The organism is Cupriavidus cauae (assembly GCF_026210475.1).
Taxonomy (GTDB): domain Bacteria; phylum Pseudomonadota; class Gammaproteobacteria; order Burkholderiales; family Burkholderiaceae; genus Cupriavidus; species Cupriavidus cauae.
Window position 1 is genome coordinate 233096 of sequence record NZ_CP080293.1, and the last position, 22449, is coordinate 255544.

The following is a 22449-nucleotide window of genomic DNA, read 5'->3' on the forward strand; positions in this document are numbered from 1 at the left end:
TCAGCCCTTGGCGGGCGCCGCCAGCGCGTCCAGCAGCTTCTGATGGACGCCGCCGAAGCCGCCGTTGCTCATCACCAGAACATGGTCGCCCGGCCGCGCCGCGGCGCGTACCGCGGCGACCAGCGCGTCCAGATTGTCGAAGGCGCCGGCGCGCTCGCCCAGCGGCGCCAGCGCCTCGGTCAGGTCCCAGCCCAGCGCGTCCTTGCCGCTGGGGGCGCCATAGCCGAATACCAGATCGGCCAGTTCGAGGCTGGCGGGCAGCTGCGCCTTCATCACGCCGAGCTTCATCGTATTGGAGCGCGGCTCCAGCACCGCCAGGATGCGCGCCGCGCCGACGCGCCGGCGCAGGCCGTCCAGCGTGGTCTGGATCGCGGTCGGATGGTGGGCGAAGTCGTCGTAGACGGTGACGCCGCCGGCCACCCCGCGCACTTCCATGCGGCGCTTGACGTTGGCGAAGCGGCCCAGCGAATCGATCGCCTGGGCGGGCGGCACGCCGACATGGCGGGCGGCGGCGATCGCGGCCAGCGCGTTCATGCGGTTGTGCACGCCCTGCAGCGTCCATTGCACGCGGCCGACCACGGTCTCGCCGTGCCAGACATCGAAGGCGTCCAGCTCGGCGCCGGCACCTGCGGCCTGCGCCGCATCGCTGGCGCGCCAGTCTCCGGTGCCGAACTGCTCGACCTCGCTCCAGCAGCCGCGCTCGAGCACGCGCGCCAGGCTCTCTTCGAGGCCATTGACCAGCAGCCGGCCCTGGCGCGGCACGGTGCGCACCAGATGGTGGAACTGGGTCTCGATCGCGGCGAGATCGGGAAAGATGTCGGCGTGATCGAACTCCAGGTTGTTCAGGATCGCGGTGCGCGGCCGGTAGTGGACGAACTTGCTGCGCTTGTCGAAGAAGGCGGTGTCGTACTCGTCGGCTTCGATCACGAAGAAGTCCGAGGGCGTCACCCGTGCCGACACGCCGAAGTTCTGCGGCACGCCGCCGACCAGGAAGCCTGGCTCGTAGCCGGCGTCCTGCAGGATCCAGGCGAGCATCGACGTGGTGGTGGTCTTGCCGTGCGTGCCGGCCACCGCCAGCACCCATTTGCCGCGCAGCACATGCTCGCCCAGCCATTGGGGGCCGGACACATAGGGCAGGTTGCGGTCCAGGATGGCTTCCATCAGCGGGTTGCCGCGCGAGACCACGTTGCCGATCACGAACAGGTCGGGTTCCAGCGACAGCTGGGCGGGATCGAAGCCCTCGATCAGCTCGATCCCCTGGGCCTCGAGCTGCGTGCTCATCGGCGGATAGACATTGGCGTCGCAGCCGGTGACGCGATGGCCGGCCTGCTTGGCCAGCACGGCGAGGCCGCCCATGAAGGTGCCGCAGATACCGAGGATATGAATATGCATGGGGATCGGTGAACAGCCGGATGGAAAGCGAGGGTTGATGGCGCGAGCCGCGGCGAAGGCCGATGCCGGCCCGGCGGCGGGCATCGGGCGGGCATCGATGGGGCGCGAGGATCGCCGCCGGCGATGCGCGGGACGCGGGCATCGGCGCGACCGCACCGTGCCGCAGTGCCGCATTGTACCGTGCGAGCCGGGCCTCGGCGGCAGCGGGTATCATCGTGGGATGTCACGACGTACCCCCATCGATCCGGCGCGCCTGCGCAACGAGATCGCGCAAGCCGCCGCCCGGATGATCGCCGAGGATGGCGCCGACTACGCCACCGCCAAGCGCAAGGCCGCCCGCCAGCTGCTCGGCGACGTGCGCATCGCGGGCGACTGGCTGCCCGACAACGAGATGGTCGAGGACGAGGTGCGCGCCTATCAGGCGCTGTTCCATGCCGACAGCCAGCCGCGCATCCTGGCGCTGCTGCGCCGCGTGGCCCTGCTGGCGATGCAGGATCTGGCCGGCTTCCGCCCGTATCTGGCCGGCGCGGTGCTCAACGGCACCGCGACCGAGCATTCCGACATCCATCTGCAGTGCTTCTGCGACAGCCCCAAGGATGTCGCGCTGCACCTGCTGAACGCCGGCGTCGACTTCGAGACCAGCGAATCCCGCCACTTCGCCAACCGCGGCGAGGTCGAGACGCTGAGCTTCCTGTGGCGCGGCCAGTGGCCGGCGCAGCGCGAGGCGCGCCTGCTGGCCGGCGAGGTCCGCGCCGAACTGGGCGCGCCCGTCGGCATCCATATTGCGCTGTATGACGCCAACGACGAACGCGGCGCCCGCGGCGAGCCAGGCGGCCGGCCACTGCGGATCGACGAGGGTGCGCTGCGCACGCTGATCGCCGCGGACGAGGCGGCGGCCGGCAACCCGGCCCCCGACGGCGACACCATATAAATAGAACCGGCGCCCATCTGGCGCCATCTCTTCGTCTTCCTTGCCAGAGGCCCCATGAAACCGTCCACGTCCTCCGCCCCGTCTTCGCCACCTTCCGCGCCGCAGCCGGTTCGTCGCGGCCGCCTGTGGTTCTGGCTGGCCATCGCCGTCGCCGCCGCGATTGCCGGCGCCGTGGTCGGCCACCGGGTCTTCTCGCCGCAGCCGGCCAGCGACCAGGCGGTCGAAGCGCTGTACCGCACCGAGCTGCCGGATGCGGACGGCAAGCCGATCCGGATGGACGCGCTGCGCGGCAAGACGGTGGTCGTCAACTTCTGGGCGCCGTGGTGCGGCCCCTGCGTGGAAGAGATGCCCGACCTGACCGCCCTGCACAAGGAATACCAGTCGCGCGGCGTCGAATTTGTCGGCATCGGCATCGATTCGGCCAGCAATATCCGCGAGTTCGTCCAGAAGGTCCCGGTCGCCTACCCGTTGGCGGTGGCCGGCTTTGCCGGTACCGAACTGACCCGCAGCTTCGGCAATGCCGCAGGCGGCCTGCCCTATACGGTGGTGATCGATCCCGATGGCGTGGTGCGGATGCGCAAGATGGGACGCGTGATGCCCGACGAACTGCGCGCCGTGCTGCCAAAGGGATAACGGCGCACGCGCCGCCGCGCAGGTGCCGCCAACGTGGTTTTGCCGCCTTCTGCGGCGAACCGGTCCGCAATTGTGGCGAAATGGTGCAGCACGGGGCGATGACAAGGCCCGGCTCGGTCAAATGCGATGCATAGTGCCCCGGCAAGACGGGATTCGCGGATCCGCCTTGTACCGTGTGCTAGACAAATCCCTCTAAGCTACGGTAATCTCCGCGCAATTTCGTAGAACTGGTCGAGCTGCCGTGACCGATATCCGTCCAAGCCCTAGCGCCGCCCGCTACCGTCAGGTGCTGGTCCTCCATGGACCGAACCTGAATTTGCTGGGCACGCGGGAGCCGCAGACGTATGGCACGACCACGCTGGCCGACATCGATGCCGCCCTGGCGCAGCGTGCGGCCGCGGCAGGCATCGGGCTGGCGACCTTCCAGTCCAACCATGAAGGTGCGTTGATCGACCGCATCCACGCCGCGCGCGAGCAGGGTGTGGATTTCATCATCATCAATCCCGCCGCCTACACGCACACCAGCGTGGCGTTGCGCGACGCGCTGGCGGGCGTGTCGATACCGTTCGTCGAAGTCCACCTGTCGAACGTGCATCGCCGCGAGAGCTTCCGCCATCGGTCCTATTTTTCCGATCTGGCGGTCGGCGTGATCTGCGGGCTGGGTTGGCAGGGCTACCTGCTGGCGCTGGACTACGCCCTCGGGCAGGAACAGGCGCCACCCGGGGCCTGACCCCCGCGTCGAACAGAAACAGACACAGTACCCATGGCGCGCGCCGGTGTGCGCGCCCTCGCCGGCTACCTCGCGTGCCCGGCGCGGCGGCGCGATTGCCGGCCGCAACGATTTTCTCCGGGCCCCCGCCATCGCGGCGGTGCCGGACAACCCGATTCAGGAGGATAGAAGATGGACCTGCGCAAGCTGAAGACGCTGATCGACCTGGTGGCCGAATCCGGCATCTCCGAGCTGGAGGTCACCGAGGGCGAAGGCAAGGTGCGCATCGTCAAGGCGCCGCCCCAGGTGGTCGCCCAGGCGATGCCGATGCAGGCCGCCCCGGCGATCGCCGCGGCGCCGGCTCCGGCCGCCGCTCCCGCCGCGATCCCCGCCGAACCGGCCGCGCCCCAGCTGCCCGCGGGCCACGTCGTGACCTCGCCGATGGTCGGCACCTTCTATCGCGCGCCGTCGCCCGGCGCGGCGCCTTTCGTCAACGTCGGCGACACGGTCAAGGAAGGCCAGACCGTCTGCATCATCGAGGCGATGAAGCTGCTCAACGAGATCGAGTCCGACAAGGCCGGCGTGATCAAGGAAATCCTGGTCGAGAACGGCCAGGCGGTCGAATACGGCCAGCCGCTGTTCGTCATCGGCTGATTCCGAGGACCGCACGCCGCGCCCCACGCCCGCACCATGCGGGCGTTTCGCGTGGCGGCGTGCGGTGCCGGCCGCCGGTCGCAACGCGGCGTTCGTGGCCGGCCCCCGGCGTAACCGCCCTTCTGTGACCGCCCTTCTGCTGCGCAGAGAGAGACTATGTTCGAAAAAATACTGATCGCGAACCGCGGCGAAATCGCCCTTCGCATCCAGCGCGCCTGCCGCGAGCTCGGCATCAAGACCGTGGTGGTCTATTCCGAAGCCGACAAGGAGGCCAAGTACGTCAAGCTGGCCGACGAAGCCGTCTGCATCGGCCCCGCGCCCTCCCCCCAGTCCTACCTCAACATGCCCGCCATCATCTCGGCGGCCGAGGTCACCGACGCACAGGCGATCCACCCGGGCTACGGCTTCCTGTCGGAGAACGCCGACTTCGCCGAGCGCGTGGAAAAGTCCGGCTTCGTCTTCATCGGCCCGACCCCGGAATGCATCCGGCTGATGGGCGACAAGGTGTCGGCCAAGCAGGCCATGATCAAGTCCGGCGTGCCGTGCGTGCCGGGCTCCGAAGGTGCGCTGCCCGAGGATCCGAAGGAGATCCTGGCCACCGCGCGCCGGGTCGGCTATCCGGTCATCATCAAGGCGGCCGGCGGCGGCGGCGGGCGCGGCATGCGCGTGGTGCACACCGAGGCCGCGCTGCTGAACGCCGTCAACATGACGCGCGAGGAGGCGGGCCGCGCGTTCGGCAATCCGGAGGTCTACATGGAGAAATTCCTGGAGAACCCCCGGCATATCGAGATCCAGGTGCTGGCCGACCAGCATCGCCAGGCGATCTGGCTGGGCGAGCGCGACTGCTCGATGCAGCGCCGCCACCAGAAGGTCATCGAGGAAGCGCCGGCACCGCACATTCCGCGCCGCCTGATCGAGCGGATCGGCGACCGCTGCGCCGAGGCCTGCAAGAAGATCGGCTACCGCGGCGCCGGCACGTTCGAGTTCCTGTACGAGAACAACGAGTTCTACTTCATCGAGATGAACACGCGTGTGCAGGTCGAGCATCCGGTGACCGAGATGATCACCGGCATCGACATCGTGCAGGAGCAGATCCGCATCGCCTTCGGCGAGAAGCTGCGCTATCGCCAGAAGGACGTGCAGTTCCGCGGCCACGCGATCGAATGCCGCGTGAACGCCGAAGATCCGTTCAAGTTCACGCCGTCGCCGGGCCGCATCACCGCCTGGCACGCGCCGGGCGGCCCCGGCGTGCGGGTCGATTCGCACGCGTATGATGGCTATTTCGTGCCGCCGCACTACGATTCGATGATCGGCAAGCTGATCACCTACGGCGCCACCCGCGAGCAGGCCATCGCCCGCATGCGGATCGCGCTGTCGGAGATGGTGGTCGACGGCATCCTGACCAATGTGCCGCTGCACCGCGAGCTGATGCTCGACGCCAACTTCGTCGAAGGCGGCACCAGCATCCATTATCTGGAGCACCGCCTGGCCCAGAAGAGCGTGGCCAAGGGCGAGAAGGTCTGAGCCGGTTCGGGCCGGTCCGAGCCGGGCCGGCTGCAGCAGGCAGTTTGACGGCCGCCCCGCCGACCACGGCAGGCGGCCAGCATGGGGAAAGCGCGTGGCATTTCAGGAATGTGTAATCGAGATTGCCCAGGATCAGGCCGAGGCCTGGTCCGACGCGCTGTTCGAGCTGGGAGCGCTGTCGGTCTCGGTCGAGGACGCTGACGCCGACACGCCCGATGAGCAGCCGCTGTTTGGCGAGCCGGGCATGGAACCGACCCGGCTGGCATGGCAGCACTCGCGGCTGGTGGCGCTGTTCGACGCGGACACCGACCCGGCGCTGGTGCTGGCCGCCGCGGCCAACGCGCTGGGCTGCGCGGTGCCAGCCAGCGAGGTGCGCAGCGTCGAGGACCAGGACTGGGTGCGGCTGACGCAGTCGCAGTTCGAGCCGATCCGCATCGGCGAGCGCATCTGGGTGGTGCCGTCCTGGCACGATGCCCCGGAACCCGACGCCGTCGTGCTCGAACTCGATCCGGGCCTGGCCTTCGGCACCGGCAGCCATCCGACCACGCGGCTGTGCATGCAGTGGCTCGAGCAGAACCTGATCCCGGGCGAGACCGTGCTCGACTACGGCTGCGGCTCGGGCATCCTGGCCATCGTCGCGAAGAAGCTCGGCGCCGGCGACACGCTCGGCGTCGATATCGATCCGAACGCGGTCGAGGCCTCGCGCTACAACGCCGAGCGCAACCGTGTCAGCGCGACCTTCGCGCTGCCGGACGACGCCGCGGCATTGGCTGCCTCCACCGGCGCCACGACCCACGACCTGGTGGTCGCCAATATCCTGTCCAACCCGCTGAAGCTGATGGCCGCGATGCTGAGCGCGCGGGTACGGCCGGGCGGCCGGCTGGTGCTGTCGGGCGTGCTCGAACGGCAAGCCGACGAGGTCGCCGCCGCCTATGCGCCGTGGCTACCGCTGAGCGTCTGGCGCAGCGACGAAGGCTGGGTGTGTCTGCATGGCACCCGCCCCTGACGCCGATCACTCCGAACTCCCTGAAGACGCCCGGCGCGAGGCCGGGCCGCGGCATGCCGGCCGCAACGGCGGCATGGACCCTGGCACCCGCTCCGGTGCCAACGCCGCCACGAACGCCGGCAGCGATGCGGACACCAATGCGGGCACCAATGCCGACAGCGACGTTGGCACCAATGCCGACGCCAGCGCCGACGCCAGCGCCGACGCCAACACCGGCACCAACGTCGGGACCACTGCCCAAGCCAACGCAAACGCCGACGCCAGCGCCGACGCAAACGCCCGCACCAACGTCGGCACCAACGTCGGCACCAAAGCCGGCCTGAGCGCCGGCGGTTATCTGCGCGCACGGGCCGCCGAATCCAACGAGATCGCCCCGAGCGCGATCGCGCGCGAACAGGCCATGCGCCGCTGGCAAGGCGGCGCCGCCCCCGACACCGTTCCCTTCTCCGCCGATCTGTCCGGCACGCCCGAAGAGGCCGCCCTAGCGGCGCGGCGGGCGGCCGCACGCCGCCGTCGCCTGCGCTGGGCCGCGGCCGCCGCGGTACTGGCCGCACTGCTGGCACTGCTCGCCGCGGCGCTGCTGTGGCGCACCGAACTGGCCGGACGCGTGCCTGCACTGCGGCCGTGGCTCGAGGCCGCCTGCGCGCCGCTGGGCTGCCGCGTGCCGCCGGCGAAACACCTGTCCGCGCTGCGCATCGACGGCTCGCAACTGCAGATGCCCGATGCCGGCACCGAGGACTATCTGCTGACGATGACGCTGCGCAACGAGGGCCGCGCGGTGGTGGCGCTGCCGGCGATCGAGCTGGTGCTGACCGACGCGCAGGACCGCCCGCTGCAGCGGCGCGTGCTGATGCCGGCCGACTACCTCCCGGCGGCCCACCGCGCGCGCGATCCGGATGGCGCCGCGGGCCTGCAGGCGGGCGCCGAGCTGCCCCTTCAGGTACGATTCCGGACTCGGCAGGCAGCGGACAACTACCGCGTGTCGGTGTTTTATCCCTGAGCATCCCGAATGCATCGCTGATGCATCGCCGAACACCCGAACCATCCTCGAATTCCCCGGGATGCGCCGCCGCGGCATCCGGCCGCGCGCGCCGCGTCCCCCCTCAACCAGGAGCGACCATGAGCACTGTGACCCTCGGCGGCAACCCGATCGAAGTCGGCGGCAAATTTCCCCAACCCGGTGACAAGGCCCCCGCATTCTCGCTGGTCGGCAAGGACCTGAAGGACGTGACGCTGGCCGACTTCGCCGGCAAGCGCAAGGTCCTCAATATCGTGCCGAGCCTGGACACGCCGGTGTGCCAGGCCTCCGCCCGCAAGTTCAACGAGAAGGCCAGCGCGCTGGCCGACACCGTGGTGCTGACCATCTCGGCCGACCTGCCGTTCGCGATGGGCCGCTTCTGCACCGCGGAAGGCCTGAGCAACGTGGTGCCGCTGTCGACGATGCGCGGCGCGCAGTTCAAGCACGACTACGGCGTCGACATCCAGAGCGGCCCGCTGGCCGGCGTGACGGCCCGCGCGGTGGTGGTGCTGGACCAGAACGACACGGTGACCTACAGCCAGCTGGTGCCGGAAATCAAGAACGAGCCGGACTATGACGCGGCGCTGGCAGCGTTGAAGTAAGCGACCGTGTTTCCCTCTCCCGCCCACGGGAGAGGGAAAAAACAAGCAGCACCACCAGCGATCCACCAGAACCAAAACACCTTGGAGCATCCATGCCCAGCCTGATCTGCGGCTCCGTCGCCTACGACACCATCATGACGTTCGAAGGCAGGTTCCGCGAACACATCCTGCCGGACCAGATCCACATGCTCAATGTGTCCTTCCTGGTCCCCGGCATGCGCCGCGAGTTCGGCGGCTGCGCGGGCAATATCGCCTACAGCCTGAAGCTGCTCGGCGGCGAGCCGGTGGTGATGGCGACGGTCGGCGAGGATGCCGGCCCGTACCTGGACTACCTGCGCGAGCTCGGCATCGGCACCGAGCACATCCGCACGCTGCCCGGCACCTTCACCGCGCAGGCGATGATCACCACCGATCTGGAGAACAACCAGATCACCGCCTTCCATCCGGGCGCGATGAGCCAGTCGCAGCTGTCGCAGGTGCAGGACGCGCTCAAGGGCGAACGCGCGCCCCGGCTGGGCATCGTCGCGCCGGACAGCCGCGAAGGGATGCTGCACCACGCCCGGCAATTCGCCGAGGCCGGCATTCCGTTCATCTTCGACCTGGGCCAGGCGATGCCGCTGTTCGACGGCGAGGACCTGCGCCAGTTCGTCGAGCTGGCCAGCTACGTGACGGTCAACGATTACGAAGGCCAGGTGCTGCTGTCGCGCACCGGCTGGAGCAGCGCCGAGGTGGCGGCGCGCGTGCGCGCCTTCATCGTGACGCACGGCGAGCGCGGCGCCACCATTCACGCCGATGGCCGGCAGTACAATATTCCCGCGGTGCAGGCCGAACGGGTCGTCGATCCGACCGGCTGCGGCGACGCCTTCCGCGGCGGCCTGCTGTACGGCATCGAGGAAGGCCTCGACTGGGAAACTACCGGCCGGCTCGCGAGTCTGATGGGCGCGATCAAGATCGCGCACCAGGGGCCGCAGAACTACAAGGTCTCGCGCGAGCAGATCGGCCAGATGTTCGAGTCGGCCTTCGGCTACCGTTACGCGTAAACCCTTGCTGGGGAATCACCATGCAAACCCTTATCCGAACCTGCGGCGTCGCGCTCGTGGCGGCCGCCAGCCTCGTGGCCGGCTGCGCCACGCAATCGAACTCCGCCAGCATCTATACGCCCGGGCAGGCGCAGCGTGAACAGACGCTGCGCTACGGCGTGGTCGAGAGCGTGCGCGAGGTGATGATCCAGGGTCAGCAATCGGGCGTCGGCACGCTGGCGGGCGGCGCCATCGGCGGCATCGCGGCGGGCAGCTCGATCGGCAGCGGCAGCGGCTCGGTGGCGGCCGGCATCCTCGGCGCGGTGCTCGGCGGCATGGCGGGCAGCGCGATCGAGAACCGGGTCGACCAGCGGCGCGGGCTCGAGATCACGGTGCGCCTGGACAACGGCGAGATGCGTGCGATCACGCAGGACGCCGACGAGATCTTCCGTCCGGGCGAACGCGTGCGGCTGCTGTCCTCGGGCGGCGTCACGCGGGTCACGCACTGAGCGGCACGCACTGAGCGCCGCGTACTGAGCCGTACGCACTGAGCGGCGCGCTTCACCGGCCGTCGATCACGACGCCGCCTCCTTCGGGGGGCGGCGTTTTTGTTTGCGCGTGCGCCGGCGGCGCGATCCCGGAGAGCCGCTATGGCGTCGCGCTGCGTTCGGGCAGATCGCGGTGCGTCGGGACGAACCCCAAACAAAAAACCCGCCGCGGCTGTCGCCGGCGGCGGGTTGGCAGGACCACAGTCATGCCGGCCGGATACGGGGTATCCGGTCATCCGGGCACGCGAAGGTGCCCCGAGGATTCCCGCAGGAATCGAGCGCGCACAGGTCGCGCGTCAACGCTTACGGACGGCTGCCGGTCGGGAACGGCCAGGCGGCGGCCGGGCTCAGCGCGGTCTTGGCGGCCGGCGCGGGAGCCGAGGCGGGCGACGAGGCAGGGGCCGAGGCAGGCTGGGCAGCGGCCTTCTTGCCGGCAGCCTTCTTCGCCGGCGCCTTCTTCGCGGCAGCCTTCTTGGCCGGCGCGGCCTTCTTGGCGGTCGCCTTCTTCGCGGTGGTCTTCTTGGCCGCGGCCTTCTTGGCCGGTGCCGCCTTCTTCGCCGCTACCTTCTTGGTCGCGGCCTTCTTGGCGGGGGCCTTCTTCGCTGCTGCCTTCTTGGCCGGTGCCGCCTTCTTCGCCGCTACCTTCTTGGTCGCGACCTTCTTGGCGGGGGCCTTCTTCGCTGCGGCCTTCTTGGCCGGTGCCGCCTTCTTCGCCGCTACCTTCTTGGTCGCGACCTTCTTGGCGGGGGCCTTCTTCGCCGCGGCCTTCTTGGCCGGCGCGGCCTTCTTCGCGGCGACCTTCTTCACCGCGGTCTTCTTGGCCGGTGCGGCCTTCTTGGCGGCTGCCTTCTTGGCGGGCGCGGCCTTCTTGGCCGCAGGTTTCTTCTTCGCAGTCGTTGCCATGGATGACTCCTTCACTAGAGCGTGAATATCGAATGTCCAAAATTGGCGACCCGACCGACCCGAGGCGTTATTGCTTGCGAACCCCAGTCGAGCGAGCGATTCATCGGCGTGCCGCAATACGGCTGCCGCACGCTAATGAATTCCTTGGCAGGCGCTCCGCGCAGGGCGAAGCTTCCGTGGCGACGTGCAACGCGATGACCCGCGCGCAACGCTCGCCGCGTCCTGCAGTATTCGATCCGCTCGCGCGTCGTTGCCCGACGACACGCGGCTTCCAAGTAGGAGTATTCCGACGGCAGACCTGCATTCGCGATCATGGCCCGCGCCAGGCAGACGCCGTGTTGTTCGAGGTAGCGAACCCATCCCGTCAATGGGCCACAGGAGACTGTACGCGTTGTAAGAAGCCAGCCCGGTCTGGTCTGCGTCAAAGTTCTGTTGCTCCTCGGCTACCTGCATCACTGCATCGAAACGCGCCGCGGTTGTTGTTCGAGTTCTTCGCTTCGCGATGTCTTGCTTCATGCAATGAAGAGAGACTCTTGTCAAGGCGAATCATAATTCGTTTGGTCGGTGATGTTAAGAAAAAAGTTCCAAAAAATCACGCCATCGAATGCGCGCGCATTGCGATGACGAACACATCGATGCGATGACATGCGCGACGCGCTGTCGAGACACGCATCGCATGCCGCGACGACACGCTGCGAGCCCCTCGTCGTCGATCGCATCGCGGCCTCATCGATATGCCGACGATGCGGTGCGCGACCGCTGCGCGCGCACCTCGCGACGACGTTCGCGACGCCCCTTCGCCAACCCTCGCACGGGCGCAACGACGACACGAGGGAGAACCCGCATGCTTGCCGGAAAGCCGCATGTGACAAGGCTTTGCGGCATGCACTGAAGATCGTTCGCACGTGGCGCGGGCGCGTTGCTCGGCGTGCGCCGCGGCGTCATCGCAGCGCATCGCGGCACCGCTCGACACCGTCGCGGCGAGCCCAGCGACGAGCGCATCGACGGCGACGACAGACGTCGCGACATGGTGGCACGCATCGCGCATCGACATCGCCTCGCGCGTCGTCGCGCAGCGTGCACGCACGTCGATCGAGTGATGCGCCGACGCAACGCTTTGCCCTTCGCGAGCGCGATGTCGATGCCCCACCGACGCTCGATCGACGTTCGATCGATGACCGTCGAGGGCGATCGACCACGCGCTCGACCGCATCGTCGACGGTCTTCCGCGACCCTCGACGCTGACCGACGGCATCCACGACGCCCCTTCGATGGTCCTCGATCGCCATCGCCCTCCATCGCTCGCCATCGCTGGCCGGCGCCTGACTGTCGGACGATGGCGGACACCATCGCATGCCCCTGCGCATGCCCCTACGCATGCGCCGACGCATGCCCCGATCCATGCGCCGACGGCATGCGGACATGCGCAGATTTCGTTACCGCCTGCGCGGGCCCAGCTTCTAACATCGGCCGTCGGGCCCGCTGCGCCTGCCGCGGACGGGCGCTGTCCATCTCAGAGGAGGAAACCATGCACAGGAGAACAACATGCAAGCGAGCGTAGCCCACGCCGACGCGCTGCCCGCCACTCACGCCAGGGAACGCCGCCGCGCCATCGTCGCGACGGTGATCGGCAACGGCCTCGAGTGGTTCGACTTCACGGTCTACAGCTTCTTCGCGGTCATCATCGCCCGGCTGTTCTTTCCGACCGGCAACGACCTGTCGTCGCTGTTGCTGGCGGTCGCCACCTTCGGCGTCGGCTTCTTCATGCGCCCGGTCGGCGGCATCGTGCTCGGCATCTATGCCGACCGTGTCGGCCGCAAGCAGGCGCTGTCGCTGACCATCCTGCTGATGGCGCTGGGCACCACCATCATCGGCATCGCCCCCACCTACGACCAGATCGGTGTCTTCGCGCCGCTGCTGATCGTGGTCGCGCGGCTGATGCAGGGCTTCTCCGCCGGCGGCGAGATGGGCGGCGCGACCGCCTTCCTGACCGAGTACGCGCCCGCCCGCCAGCGTGCCTTCTATTCGAGCTGGATCCAGGCCAGCATCGGCGTCGCGGTGCTGCTCGGCGCCGCGGTCGGTACCTTCGTCACCAGCGCGCTGAGCCGCGAGGCACTGAACAGCTGGGGCTGGCGCCTGCCCTTCCTGCTGGGCATCGTGATCGGTCCGGTCGGCTACTACATCCGCCATCACCTGGACGAGACGCCGACCTTCCGCGACAACGCCGAGCGCTCCGACTCGCCGCTGAAGGAGATCGTGCAGACCTACCCGCGCGAGACCACGGCGAGCTTCTCGATGGTGATCCTGTGGACGGTCTGCACCTACGTGCTGCTGTTCTATATGCCGACCTACTCGGTCAAAGTGCTCCAAGTGCCGCAGTCCACCGGCTTCATCGCGGGCATGGTCGGCGGCCTCGCGATCATGGTGTTCTCGCCCATCGTCGGCTGGCTCGCCGACCGCATCGGCCGGCGCGCGCTGCTGTCGGGCTCGGCGCTGCTGATCCTGCTGCTGGCCTATCCGATGTTCTTCTATATCAACCACGTGCCGGGCCTGGCGTCGCTGCTGGTGTTCCAGCTGGTGTTCGGCGTGCTGATCGCCGCGTACACCGGCCCGATCCTGGCGGCCTTCTCCGAACTGTTCCCGGCCAAGGTGCTGTCGACCGGCCTGTCGGTCGCCTACAACCTGGCGGTGACGATCTTCGGCGGCTTCGCCTCGTTCATCATCACCTGGCTGATCGCCAGCACCGGCAGCACCATGGCGCCCGCCTTCTACGTGATGATCGCCGCCGCCATCAGCTTCGTCGGCACGCGCTTCGTCCGCGAGCCGGCCTATCTGCAACGACACTGAGACTCATGACCAGAATCCTGCTTCAGGGCGGCAACGTCCTCGACCCGGCGCACGGCAGCCTGCTGCGCCGCCACGACGTCCTGATCGACGGCGAGCGCATCGCCGCGGTATCGGCCACGCCGCTCGACCTGCCAGACGCCCCCGACCTGCGGCGCATCGACGTCGCCGGCAAGACCGTGATGCCTGGGCTGATCGACTGCCACGTGCACGTGCTGGCCTCGCTCGCCAACCTCGGCCTGAACGCGACCCAGCCCAACGTGCTGGTGGCCATCCGCGCGCTGCCGATCATGCGCGCGATGCTCGAGCGCGGCTTCACCACGGTGCGCGACGCCGGTGGCGCCGACTGGGGCCTGTCGCAGGCGGTCGCCAGCGGCCTGATCCCGGGGCCGCGCATCTTCCCGTCGGGCAAGGCGCTGTCGCAGACCGGCGGCCACGGCGACTTCCGCCCGCGCGGCGACACGCTCGAGCCTTGCTCGTGCGCGTTCCGCGCCGGCGCGATCGCGCGCGTGGTCGACGGCGTCGACGCGGTGCGGCTGGCGGTGCGCGAGGAGATCCAGAAGGGCGCGACCCAGATCAAGATCATGGCCTCGGGCGGCGTCGCCTCGCCGACCGATCCGATCGCCAACACGCAGTACAGCGAGGCCGAGATCCGCGCCATCGTCGAGGAGGCCGAGGCCGCGCAGACCTATGTCGCGGCGCACGCCTACACGCCGCGCGCGATCGCCCGCGCGGTGCGTTGCGGCGTCCGTTCGATCGAGCACGGCAACCTGGTCGACCGCGCCACCGCCGAGGTGATGCGCGAGCATGGCGCCTTCGTGGTGCCGACCGTGATCACCTACGAGGCGCTGGCGCGCGACGGCGCGCGGCTGGGCCTGCCGGCCGAGTCGGTAGCCAAGATCGAGACCGTGCGCCAGGCCGGCCACGACTCGCTGCGCATCTACGCCGAGGCCGGCGTGCCGATGGCCTTCGGCTCCGACCTGCTCGGCGAGATGCACCAGTGCCAGAGCGAGGAGTTCCGCATCCGCGCCGACGCGCTCGGCAACCTGGAGGCGATCCGCTCGGCCACCTCGATCGCCGCCGCGCTGCTGCAGCGCGAGGGCGAGCTCGGCACGGTGCGCGCCGGCGCGCTGGCCGACCTGCTGGTGGTCGACGGCGACCCGCTGGCCGACATCGGCCTGCTGATGGGCCAGGGCGAACACCTGGCATTGGTGATGCAGGGCGGGCGAATCCATACACGCGCGGCGCAGTAGCGTCCACTGCCTCTGTCGCTCTGTAGTTGTCCTTCTCCCGGGGAGGGCCGGGGAGAGGGGGAGATGTGGCGCCCCATCGCATGGCGAGCGCGCTTGCCCTCTCCCCCAATCCCTCTCCCGCGAGCGGGAGAGGGGAGCCCCATGCGGGGCTGTCCCTTCATGCCCAACGTGGGCCCTCCACTATCATGGCGGCTTGACCGACCGGACGCCGCCATGCGCATTTCCCCGCTTCCTCCGCTGCCCTGCCTGATCGCCTTCGAGGCGGCGATGCGGCACGGCAGCTTCACGCGCGCCGCCGCCGAGCTGCATCTGACGCAGAGCGCGATCAGCCGGCAGGTCGCCCAGCTCGAACAATTCCTCGGCAAGAAACTGTTCGTGCGCGAGCCGCGCGCGCTGCGGCTGACCGTCAGCGGCCAGCGCTATGCCGAGGTGGTGCAGCGGCTGCTGGTCGGATGCGCCGAGGCGACCGAGGACGTGATGAAGCGCAAGGGACATACCGAGCTGTCGGTAGCCTGCTCGTCCGGCGTCGCGGTGCTGTGGCTGACGCCGCGGCTGGCGCGCTTTCGCGCCGCGCATCCGGACATCCACCTGCGCCTGGTCGTCAACGACAGCCTCGCCTCGATGTCGGGCGCCGAGTTCGATATCGGCCTCTATTACCTGCGCGAAGGTCCGCCGCCGGGCTTCGCGGCACGGCGCCTGTACGACGAGGAAGTGTTCCCGGTCTGCACGCCCGGCTACCTGCGCGGCCGGCATCTGGAACCCGCCGACCTGGTCGACGAGACGCTGCTTGTGCTCGAGGACGCCCAGCGCCAATGGATGTCATGGGAGACCTGGCTGGCGCAGAACGGCCTGCCCGATGCGCGCCCCAACCATCGCGTGGTGGCCAACCAGTATCCGATCCTGCTGCAGCTGGCCATCGAGGGCCACGGCATCGTGCTGGGCTGGCGGCATATGATCGATGCCTGCCTGCGCGACGGCCTGCTGGTGCGCGCAACCCAGGCGAGCGCGACCCTGGGCGGCGGCTACTACGCGATCTGGCCGCGCGAGCGCGCCGAGCCGGCCGCGGCGCGTGCGTTCCGCCAATGGCTGGTGCAGCAGAGCGGCATCGATGGCCGCGCCGGCGAACGAAGCGCCGAGGGATAAAGTGTGGACGGATGAAGCGCCGACGAAGGCAGCGCCGATGGATGCGGCGCCGACCGATGCGCCCACGCCATCGGCATCCCGATCCCGATCCCCGATGCCGAATCCGAATCCGAATCCGAATCCGAATCCGATCCCGATCCCGATCCCGATCCCGAACCTCGAATCCCGGAACACATAGGAGCGATGCGCCATGAAGCAAGTGCTGCTGCCCTGCGGTGAACGCGTGCCGGCCCTCGGCATGGGAACCTGGAATATCGGCGACGATCCCGCGCGCCGCGCCGAGGAGATCGCCACGCTGCGGCTCGGCCTGGACCTTGGCCTGCGGCTGATCGATACCGCCGAGATGTATGGCGAGGGGCTGTCGGAAGAACTGGTCGGCGAGGCGATCGCCGGCCGGCGCGACGAGGTGTTCCTGGTTACCAAGGTCTATCCGCACAACGCCGGACGGCGCGACGCGGTGGCGGCCTGCGAACGGAGCCTGCGCCGGCTCGGCACCGACCGCATCGACCTGTACCTGCTGCATTGGCGCGGCGGCGTGCCGCTGGCCGAGACCATGGAGGCCTTCCTCGCGCTGCAGCAGGCCGGCAAGATCCGCCACTTTGGCGTCAGCAATCTCGACCTCGACGATATGCGCGAGCTGTGGAAGGTACCGGGCGGCGACCGGGTCCAGACCAACCAGCTGCTGTACAACCTGGGCCGCCGCGGCATCGAATGGGATCTGCTGCCATGGCTGCGCGAGCGCGGCGTGCCGGTGATGGCCTATTCGCCGATCGAGCAGGCCCGGTTGCTGCGCCATGCCGGCCTGAAGAAATTTGCCGCGCGCCATGGCATCGCCCCGGCGCAGGCCGCGCTGGCCTGGCTGCTGGCGCGCGACGGCGTGATCGCGATCCCGAAGACGGGACGGCGCGACGCACTGCGCGAGAACGCCGCGGCGGTGTCGATCGCGCTCGACGCCGCGCAACTGGCCGAGCTCGATGCCCTGTTTCCGCCGCCGCGCGGGCCGCGTCCCTTGGAGATGCTGTAGCACCGCCGGCGCGGACCGGGAAGAGCGACCAAGGCACCGAGGCATGCGCGCAGCTCCGGCGCGCGACTCAGGAGCACCACTCGGGAGCACCACTCAGGCGCGCGACTCAGGCCCGACTCAGGCCCCGACTCAGGCCCCGACTCAGGCCCCGACTCAGGCCCCGACTCAGGCCCCGACTCAGGCTCCAACTCAAGCGCCGATCGGCAGCGGCGCCCCGCTCTTGACCTCGCACAGCACGATGCTGGAACGGATGCCGGTGACGCCCGGCAGCCGGAATATCACATCGTGCAGGAAGGCGTCGTAGGCGCGGATGTCCGGCGTCAGCACCTTCAGCAGATAGTCGGCCTGGCCGGTGGTGCGATAGCACTCGACGATCGCCGGGCAGCGGCGCACCGCGGCCTCGAATTCGTCGACCACGGTCTCGCTGTGGCGCGTCAGATTGATTTCGGCCAGCACGCAGTTCGACAGCCCGACCCGCTCGCGGTCGACCCACACCGTGTAGTTGCGGATCACCCCGCTCTCCTCCATCGCCTTGAGCCGCTTCCAGCAGGGGGTGACCGACAGGCCCACCGCGCCGGCCAGCTGCTGCAGCGACTGGCGCGCGTCGCGCTGCAGCTCGGCGAGGATGCGGCGCGAGTACTCGTCCAGAACCTCTTCGTTCTTCATATCGCCCGTTATCGAGATGGGTTTTCTCCAATCTAGGCCCTGGCGGCAAAATTGAGAAATCCATTTCTCCGATCGCGTGCCTAACATGGTCTTCAGGAGATGGGCCTGGAGACGGCCGGTACACCGGCGGCGCATCGCCCGCGCATCGCCCGTGCGTCAACGACAGCGCGCTGCCGGGACGCTGCCCGGACGCTGCTCGCAGGCCAAAGAAGAGGCTGGTCGGCAGGCCGTAAGGAGGCCGCAATGGAGACACGCACGCTGCGCACCGACTATCGACTGTCGGACAACCTGACCGCGCCCGCTGGCCAGGTGTTTCTGAGCGGCACGCAGGCGCTGGTCCGCCTGGTGCTCGAACAGGCGCGGCGCGACCACGCCGCCGGCCTGGGCACCGCCGGCTTCGTCAGCGGCTATCGCGGCTCGCCGCTCGGCATGGTCGACCAGGCGATGTGGAAGGCCGCGCCGCTGCTCGATGCCGCCGGCGTCCGCTTCCTGCCCGCGATCAACGAAGAGCTCGCCGCCACCGCGGTGCTCGGCACCCAGCAGGTCGAGGGCGATCCGCAACGCACCGTCGACGCGGTCTTCAGCCTCTGGTACGGCAAGGGCCCCGGCGTCGATCGCGCCGGCGACGCGCTCAAGCATGGCAACGCCTATGGCAGCACGCCGCACGGCGGCGTGCTGGTGGTGGCCGGCGACGACCATGGCTGCGTGTCGTCGTCGATGTCGCACCAGAGCGATTTCGCGATGCAGGCCTGGTCGATGCCGGTGCTCGCCCCCGCCGATGTCGCCGAGTACCTGGAGTTCGGCCTCTACGGCTGGGCGCTGTCGCGCTACTCGGGCAACTGGGTCGGCTTCACCGCGCTGTCGGAGACCGTCGAGAGCGCGATGACGGTCGACCTCGACCAGGTCCATGCGCGCGTCGCCTGCTGGCAGGACGCGGAGGCGATACGCCGGGCCACCGGCCATATGCCGCCGCCCGACGGCCTGCACTACCGCTGGCCCGACCTGCCGTCGCCGCGCATCGAACAGCGGCTCGGCGCCAAGCTCGACGCGGTGCGCGCCTTCGCCCGCGTCAACAGCATCGACCGCATGGTGGTCGAGGCGGACGAAGCCCGCGCCGGCATCGTGACCTGCGGCAAGGCGCATCACGATCTGATGGAAGTGTTCCGGCGCCTGGGCATCTCGACGCAGGCGCTGGCCGACGCCGGCATCCGCGTCTACAAGCTCGGGCTCGCCTGTCCGGTCGAGCCGACCCGGCTGCTGGCCTTCGCGCGCGGCCTCGAAGAGATCCTGGTGGTCGAGGAAAAGGGCCCGCTGGTGGAGCGGCAGCTGCAGGCGCTGTTCTATAACGCGCCCGACGGCGTGCGCCCCGCGATCGCCGGCAAGCTCGGCATCGATGGCCGGCCGCTGTTGCCCGAGCGCGAGGAGATGCGGCCGTCGCGGCTGATGCAGCCGGTGGCCGACTGGCTCGCCCGCCTGAGCCGCGGCCTGGACCGGCGCGAACTGGTGCCGCAGTTCAGCGAGCACGCGCTGCTGTCCAACGCGGCCGATGGCATCCGCCGCCAGCCCTACTTCTGCCCCGGCTGTCCGCACAACACCTCGACCCGCGTACCGGAAGGCTCGCGCGCGCAGGCCGGCATCGGCTGCCACTTCATGGCCAGCTGGATGAACCGCGAGACCTCGGGGCTGATCCAGATGGGCGGCGAAGGGGTCGACTGGGTCGCGCACAGCTGCTTCACCGCGACGCCGCACGTGTTCCAGAACCTGGGCGACGGCACCTACTATCACTCGGGCTATCTGGCGATCCGCCAGGCGGTGGCCGCGCGCACCAACGTGACCTACAAGATCCTGTGCAACGACGCGGTGGCGATGACCGGCGGGCAGCCGGTCGACGGCCCGCTCGACGTCGAGGCGATCGCGCGCCAGGTCAGCGCCGAAGGGGTCGCGCGCGTCGCCGTGGTCAGCGATCGCATCGACGTGCATCGCGGCCGCCGCGTCTGCTTTCCGGCGGGCACCACCTTCCATCCGCGCGAGTCGCTCGATGCGGTGCAGCGCGAACTGCGCGAGGTGCCGGGCGTGACCGTGCTGCTGTACGAGCAGACCTGCGCCGCGGAACTGCGCCGCCGCCGCAAGAGCGGCCGTGCGCCGGCGCCGGCGCGGCAGGTCTTCATCAACGAGGCGGTATGCGAGGGCTGCGGCGACTGCAGCGTGCAGTCCAACTGCCTGGCGGTGCAGCCGGTCGAGACCGCGCTGGGGCGCAAGCGCCAGATCGACCAGGCCAGCTGCAATCACGACGAGTCGTGCGTCAAGGGCTTCTGCCCGAGCTTTGTCACCGTCGAGGGCGCGACGCTGCGCCACCCGGTGGGCCACGAGCGCGCCGCCACGGCGCTGCGCGAGCAGGCTTCGGCGTTGCGCGAGCCGGCGCCCCGGCTCGGCCCCGGGCCCTTCGACATCCTGGTGGTCGGCGTCGGCGGCACCGGCGTGGTGACGGTCGGCGCGCTGATCGCGATGGCGGCGCACCTGGAGCGGCGCGTGGCCAGCGTGCTCGACTTCATGGGCTTCGCGCAGAAGGGCGGCGCGGTGCTGTCCTTCGTGCGGCTCGCGCAGAGCCGGCAGTGGCTGAACCAGGCGCGCATCGACGCGCAGCAGGCCGATGCGGTGCTGGCCTGCGACCTGGCGGTGGGCGCCTCGCCCGACGTGCTGCAGACGGTCGCGCCGCGGCGCACGCAGATCGTCGCCAATACCCATCCGACGCCGGTGGCCGAATTCCAGCGCAATCCGGATGCCGACCTGCATGCCGACGCGCTGCTCGCCAAGCTGCGCCACGCCACGGGTTCGGGCGGCATCGACACGCTGGACGCGCAGGCGCTCGCCACGGCCTTCCTCGGCGATACGGTGACGGCCAACATCGTGGTGCTCGGCTTTGCCTGGCAGAAGGGCCTGGTGCCGGTCTCGCTGGCGGCGCTGACACGGGCGATCGAGCTGAACGGCGTCGCGGTGGACGCCAACCTGGAAGCGCTGGCGCTGGGACGCCTGGCGGCCGGCGATCCTCTCGCGCTGACGCGCCTGGGCGCGAGCAATGGCAAACCCGCCGGCCTGGCCCTGGTCGCGCCCGAGCCCGCGGCGACCTCGGCCACGCCGCTGCCGCAGCTGATCGCCGAGCGCGTGGCGCTGCTGACCGCCTACCAGGACGCCGCCTACGCGGCGCGCTATACCGCGCTCGTCGAGGCCGTGCAGGCCGCGGAGGACGCCCTTGGCGAGGCCGGACGCGAGCGCCGGCTGACCCGTGCGGTGGCCGAGCAGTTCGCGCGCCTGATGGCATACAAGGACGAATACGAGGTCGCGCGGCTGCACAGCGATCCCGCCTTCCGGCAGGCGCTGCGCGAGCGCTTCGACGGCCCGCTGCGGCTGCGCTTCCATCTGGCGCCGCCGCTGCTGTCCCGGCCCGGCAAGCATGGCGAGCCGCCGCGCAAGATCGCCTTTGGCGCCTGGCTATGGCCGTTGATGGGATGGCTCGCCAGGGGCAAGCGGCTGCGCGGCACGCGCTTCGACCCGTTCGGCAGGACCGCGGAGCGCAGGCTGGAGCGGCAGTCCATCGCCGACTACGAGGCCCGCATCCGCGCCCTGCTGCCGGCGCTGACGGAGGCGCGGCTGCCGATCGCCGTCGAGATCGCGCAATTGCCTGCCAAGGTACGCGGCTTCGGCCATATCAAGCTGGCCGCGCACGCGGTCGCCACCGCGCGTGCGGCCGAGCTGCTGCACCGCTTCGACGCGCAGCGCTATCCGCGCCCGGACAGCGCGCATGGCGCCAATGGCGCGGGTCAACTCAGGGGAATTCCGATCCGGCAGGCGGACGCAGGAACGGCGCGCAGTGGCGCGCCGCATTGAGGGGAATATCGGGAGGAATATCGAGAGGAATATCGAGATAAGGCCGGGCGGCCATCGAGGCGGTGCCCGGCGGCGGGCGGCCCTCGGCGGGCCGCCGCGCAGGTGCGAACGCCGGCTTACTGGCGCGCGGCGACGGCGCGGTGGTACTCGACGTGGCGCAGCAGGTAGGCGCGCACCTTGTCCTCGGTATCGCGGCCCAGCCGGTCGGCGGCCTGGCGCGCGGAGCGCTTGCCGTGGGCCGACACCATCTGGCCATCGAGATACTCGCGGAACGACGTGCGCACGGCATCGAGTTCGCCGCGGCAGTCGCGCAGCGCATCGTTGACCACGGCCTGGGTCGTGCCGGGCTTGGCCGAGCGGGCTTCGGCCTTGTCGCGCGCGCAGTCGGTGTATTGCTGCCGCTTCTTCTGCCACTCGGGCGGCGGCCCGGAGGCGGCCTGGCTCTCGGCGGCGGCGGCGGTGGCGGCAGCGGCGGCCTGCTGGTCCGCGGGCGCATGCGAGGCGCACGCGCCGACCAGCAGGATGGCGGGGATCAGGGCAAGAACTTTAGGCATGCCGCATGGTAGCGCCGACGTCGGACATCGCAACACCTCGTTACATCGCGTTGCATTGGCGCCGCAAAAAGTGCCGTGTAGGACAGACACCACCCCGGCTGGGCGGGAAGTCCTACAGCGGTCGCGTTCCTCGCTTTGTAT

General features: G+C 69.6%; 20 protein-coding genes. 15 read left to right on the forward strand and 5 right to left on the reverse strand.

All coding sequences use genetic code 11. The features are described from left to right. The gene (gene mpl, locus KZ686_RS01055; RefSeq protein WP_149316616.1) at positions 1–1392 is read right to left on the reverse strand and encodes a UDP-N-acetylmuramate:L-alanyl-gamma-D-glutamyl-meso-diaminopimelate ligase; all 1392 of its coding nucleotides are present in this window, start codon (positions 1390–1392) and stop codon (positions 1–3) included. A gap of 220 nt (positions 1393–1612) precedes the next feature. On the opposite strand from mpl, the gene KZ686_RS01060 reads away from it, so the two are divergent. The 10 genes from KZ686_RS01060 to KZ686_RS01105 all read left to right on the forward strand — a co-directional run bounded on the left by KZ686_RS01060 (position 1613) and on the right by KZ686_RS01105 (position 9997). Next, a complete protein-coding gene (locus KZ686_RS01060) occupies positions 1613–2323 on the forward strand; it encodes a UDP-N-acetylmuramate--alanine ligase (protein WP_149316615.1) in 711 nt (236 codons plus the stop codon). Positions 2324–2377: 54 nt separating this feature from the next. After that, on the forward strand, positions 2378–2956 hold the full coding sequence (locus tag KZ686_RS01065; RefSeq protein ID WP_149316614.1) for a TlpA family protein disulfide reductase: 579 nt from the start codon (positions 2378–2380) through the stop codon (positions 2954–2956). 250 nt (positions 2957–3206) lie between these two features. Continuing rightward, entirely contained in the window at positions 3207–3686 is a 480-nt protein-coding gene (aroQ, locus tag KZ686_RS01070; RefSeq protein WP_226107648.1) for a type II 3-dehydroquinate dehydratase, read from the forward strand. A 171-nt stretch (positions 3687–3857) separates the two neighbouring features. Then, the gene (gene accB / locus KZ686_RS01075) at positions 3858–4319 is read left to right on the forward strand and encodes an acetyl-CoA carboxylase biotin carboxyl carrier protein (protein WP_149316613.1); all 462 of its coding nucleotides are present in this window, start codon (positions 3858–3860) and stop codon (positions 4317–4319) included. A 156-nt stretch (positions 4320–4475) separates the two neighbouring features. Beyond that, positions 4476–5843 carry an acetyl-CoA carboxylase biotin carboxylase subunit gene (gene accC, locus KZ686_RS01080; RefSeq protein WP_149316612.1) on the forward strand — a complete coding sequence of 456 codons (1368 nt, stop codon included), beginning with the start codon at positions 4476–4478 and terminating at the stop codon, positions 5841–5843. A gap of 94 nt (positions 5844–5937) precedes the next feature. Beyond that, positions 5938–6849, forward strand: a complete 912-nt coding sequence (gene prmA / locus KZ686_RS01085; protein WP_149316611.1) for a 50S ribosomal protein L11 methyltransferase — start codon at positions 5938–5940, stop codon at positions 6847–6849. Continuing rightward, positions 6833–7849, forward strand: a complete 1017-nt coding sequence (locus KZ686_RS01090) for a DUF3426 domain-containing protein (protein ID WP_226107128.1) — start codon at positions 6833–6835, stop codon at positions 7847–7849. The genes prmA and KZ686_RS01090 overlap by 17 nt, the downstream gene beginning before the upstream one ends. A gap of 119 nt (positions 7850–7968) precedes the next feature. Continuing rightward, complete coding sequence (gene tpx / locus KZ686_RS01095; protein ID WP_149316610.1) at positions 7969–8469, forward strand: thiol peroxidase; 501 nt, start codon at positions 7969–7971, stop codon at positions 8467–8469. A gap of 92 nt (positions 8470–8561) precedes the next feature. Continuing rightward, positions 8562–9509: a carbohydrate kinase family protein gene (locus tag KZ686_RS01100; protein WP_150082137.1), complete on the forward strand. Its 948-nt coding sequence runs from the start codon at positions 8562–8564 to the stop codon at positions 9507–9509. A gap of 20 nt (positions 9510–9529) precedes the next feature. Then, positions 9530–9997 carry an outer membrane lipoprotein gene (locus KZ686_RS01105; RefSeq protein ID WP_053822532.1) on the forward strand — a complete coding sequence of 156 codons (468 nt, stop codon included), beginning with the start codon at positions 9530–9532 and terminating at the stop codon, positions 9995–9997. A gap of 342 nt (positions 9998–10339) precedes the next feature. Here KZ686_RS01105 and KZ686_RS01110 read toward each other — a convergent pair whose 3' ends face one another. Together KZ686_RS01110 and KZ686_RS01115 are read right to left on the reverse strand one after the other, a co-directional pair. Next, complete coding sequence (locus tag KZ686_RS01110; RefSeq protein ID WP_187829090.1) at positions 10340–11056, reverse strand: histone H1-like DNA-binding protein; 717 nt, start codon at positions 11054–11056, stop codon at positions 10340–10342. A 475-nt stretch (positions 11057–11531) separates the two neighbouring features. Next, the gene (locus KZ686_RS01115) at positions 11532–12194 is read right to left on the reverse strand and encodes a hypothetical protein (protein ID WP_265632854.1); all 663 of its coding nucleotides are present in this window, start codon (positions 12192–12194) and stop codon (positions 11532–11534) included. A gap of 290 nt (positions 12195–12484) precedes the next feature. On the opposite strand from KZ686_RS01115, the gene KZ686_RS01120 reads away from it, so the two are divergent. From KZ686_RS01120 to KZ686_RS01135, 4 genes are all read left to right on the forward strand, one after another. Further along, the gene (locus tag KZ686_RS01120) at positions 12485–13786 is read left to right on the forward strand and encodes an MFS transporter (RefSeq protein ID WP_226107124.1); all 1302 of its coding nucleotides are present in this window, start codon (positions 12485–12487) and stop codon (positions 13784–13786) included. Positions 13787–13791: 5 nt separating this feature from the next. Then, a complete protein-coding gene (locus tag KZ686_RS01125; RefSeq protein ID WP_149316605.1) occupies positions 13792–15036 on the forward strand; it encodes a metal-dependent hydrolase family protein in 1245 nt (414 codons plus the stop codon). Between the two features lie 213 nt (positions 15037–15249). Continuing rightward, on the forward strand, positions 15250–16179 hold the full coding sequence (locus KZ686_RS01130; RefSeq protein ID WP_226107122.1) for a LysR substrate-binding domain-containing protein: 930 nt from the start codon (positions 15250–15252) through the stop codon (positions 16177–16179). Positions 16180–16369: 190 nt separating this feature from the next. Next, positions 16370–17203, forward strand: a complete 834-nt coding sequence (locus KZ686_RS01135) for an aldo/keto reductase (protein ID WP_265632855.1) — start codon at positions 16370–16372, stop codon at positions 17201–17203. A 189-nt stretch (positions 17204–17392) separates the two neighbouring features. Here KZ686_RS01135 and KZ686_RS01140 read toward each other — a convergent pair whose 3' ends face one another. Continuing rightward, entirely contained in the window at positions 17393–17869 is a 477-nt protein-coding gene (locus KZ686_RS01140; RefSeq protein ID WP_006578359.1) for an Lrp/AsnC family transcriptional regulator, read from the reverse strand. A 243-nt stretch (positions 17870–18112) separates the two neighbouring features. On the opposite strand from KZ686_RS01140, the gene KZ686_RS01145 reads away from it, so the two are divergent. After that, positions 18113–21754 carry an indolepyruvate ferredoxin oxidoreductase family protein gene (locus tag KZ686_RS01145; protein ID WP_265632856.1) on the forward strand — a complete coding sequence of 1214 codons (3642 nt, stop codon included), beginning with the start codon at positions 18113–18115 and terminating at the stop codon, positions 21752–21754. A 116-nt stretch (positions 21755–21870) separates the two neighbouring features. On the opposite strand, the gene KZ686_RS01150 is transcribed toward KZ686_RS01145, so the two are convergent. Beyond that, complete coding sequence (locus KZ686_RS01150; protein WP_226107114.1) at positions 21871–22308, reverse strand: hypothetical protein; 438 nt, start codon at positions 22306–22308, stop codon at positions 21871–21873. Positions 22309–22449: the final 141 nt, after the last annotated feature.

Excerpts from the sequence above, each read along its gene's own strand:
- KZ686_RS01100 (WP_150082137.1), top strand. The coding sequence starts at position 8,562 with ATGCCCAGCCTGATCTGCGGCTCCGTCGCCTACGACACCATCATGACG.
- tpx (WP_149316610.1), top strand. The coding sequence starts at position 7,969 with ATGAGCACTGTGACCCTCGGCGGCAACCCGATCGAAGTCGGCGGCAAA.
- KZ686_RS01060 (WP_149316615.1), top strand. The coding sequence starts at position 1,613 with ATGTCACGACGTACCCCCATCGATCCGGCGCGCCTGCGCAACGAGATC.
- KZ686_RS01135 (WP_265632855.1), top strand. The coding sequence starts at position 16,370 with ATGAAGCAAGTGCTGCTGCCCTGCGGTGAACGCGTGCCGGCCCTCGGC.
- KZ686_RS01090 (WP_226107128.1), top strand. The coding sequence starts at position 6,833 with ATGGCACCCGCCCCTGACGCCGATCACTCCGAACTCCCTGAAGACGCC.
- mpl (WP_149316616.1), bottom strand. The coding sequence starts at position 1,392 with ATGCATATTCATATCCTCGGTATCTGCGGCACCTTCATGGGCGGCCTC.
- KZ686_RS01140 (WP_006578359.1), bottom strand. The coding sequence starts at position 17,869 with ATGAAGAACGAAGAGGTTCTGGACGAGTACTCGCGCCGCATCCTCGCC.
- KZ686_RS01130 (WP_226107122.1), top strand. The coding sequence starts at position 15,250 with ATGCGCATTTCCCCGCTTCCTCCGCTGCCCTGCCTGATCGCCTTCGAG.
- accC (WP_149316612.1), top strand. The coding sequence starts at position 4,476 with ATGTTCGAAAAAATACTGATCGCGAACCGCGGCGAAATCGCCCTTCGC.
- KZ686_RS01150 (WP_226107114.1), bottom strand. The coding sequence starts at position 22,308 with ATGCCTAAAGTTCTTGCCCTGATCCCCGCCATCCTGCTGGTCGGCGCG.
- KZ686_RS01105 (WP_053822532.1), top strand. The coding sequence starts at position 9,530 with ATGCAAACCCTTATCCGAACCTGCGGCGTCGCGCTCGTGGCGGCCGCC.
- KZ686_RS01065 (WP_149316614.1), top strand. The coding sequence starts at position 2,378 with ATGAAACCGTCCACGTCCTCCGCCCCGTCTTCGCCACCTTCCGCGCCG.
- KZ686_RS01120 (WP_226107124.1), top strand. The coding sequence starts at position 12,485 with ATGCAAGCGAGCGTAGCCCACGCCGACGCGCTGCCCGCCACTCACGCC.
- KZ686_RS01145 (WP_265632856.1), top strand. The coding sequence starts at position 18,113 with ATGGAGACACGCACGCTGCGCACCGACTATCGACTGTCGGACAACCTG.
- KZ686_RS01115 (WP_265632854.1), bottom strand. The coding sequence starts at position 12,194 with ATGCCGTCGGTCAGCGTCGAGGGTCGCGGAAGACCGTCGACGATGCGG.
- accB (WP_149316613.1), top strand. The coding sequence starts at position 3,858 with ATGGACCTGCGCAAGCTGAAGACGCTGATCGACCTGGTGGCCGAATCC.
- KZ686_RS01125 (WP_149316605.1), top strand. The coding sequence starts at position 13,792 with ATGACCAGAATCCTGCTTCAGGGCGGCAACGTCCTCGACCCGGCGCAC.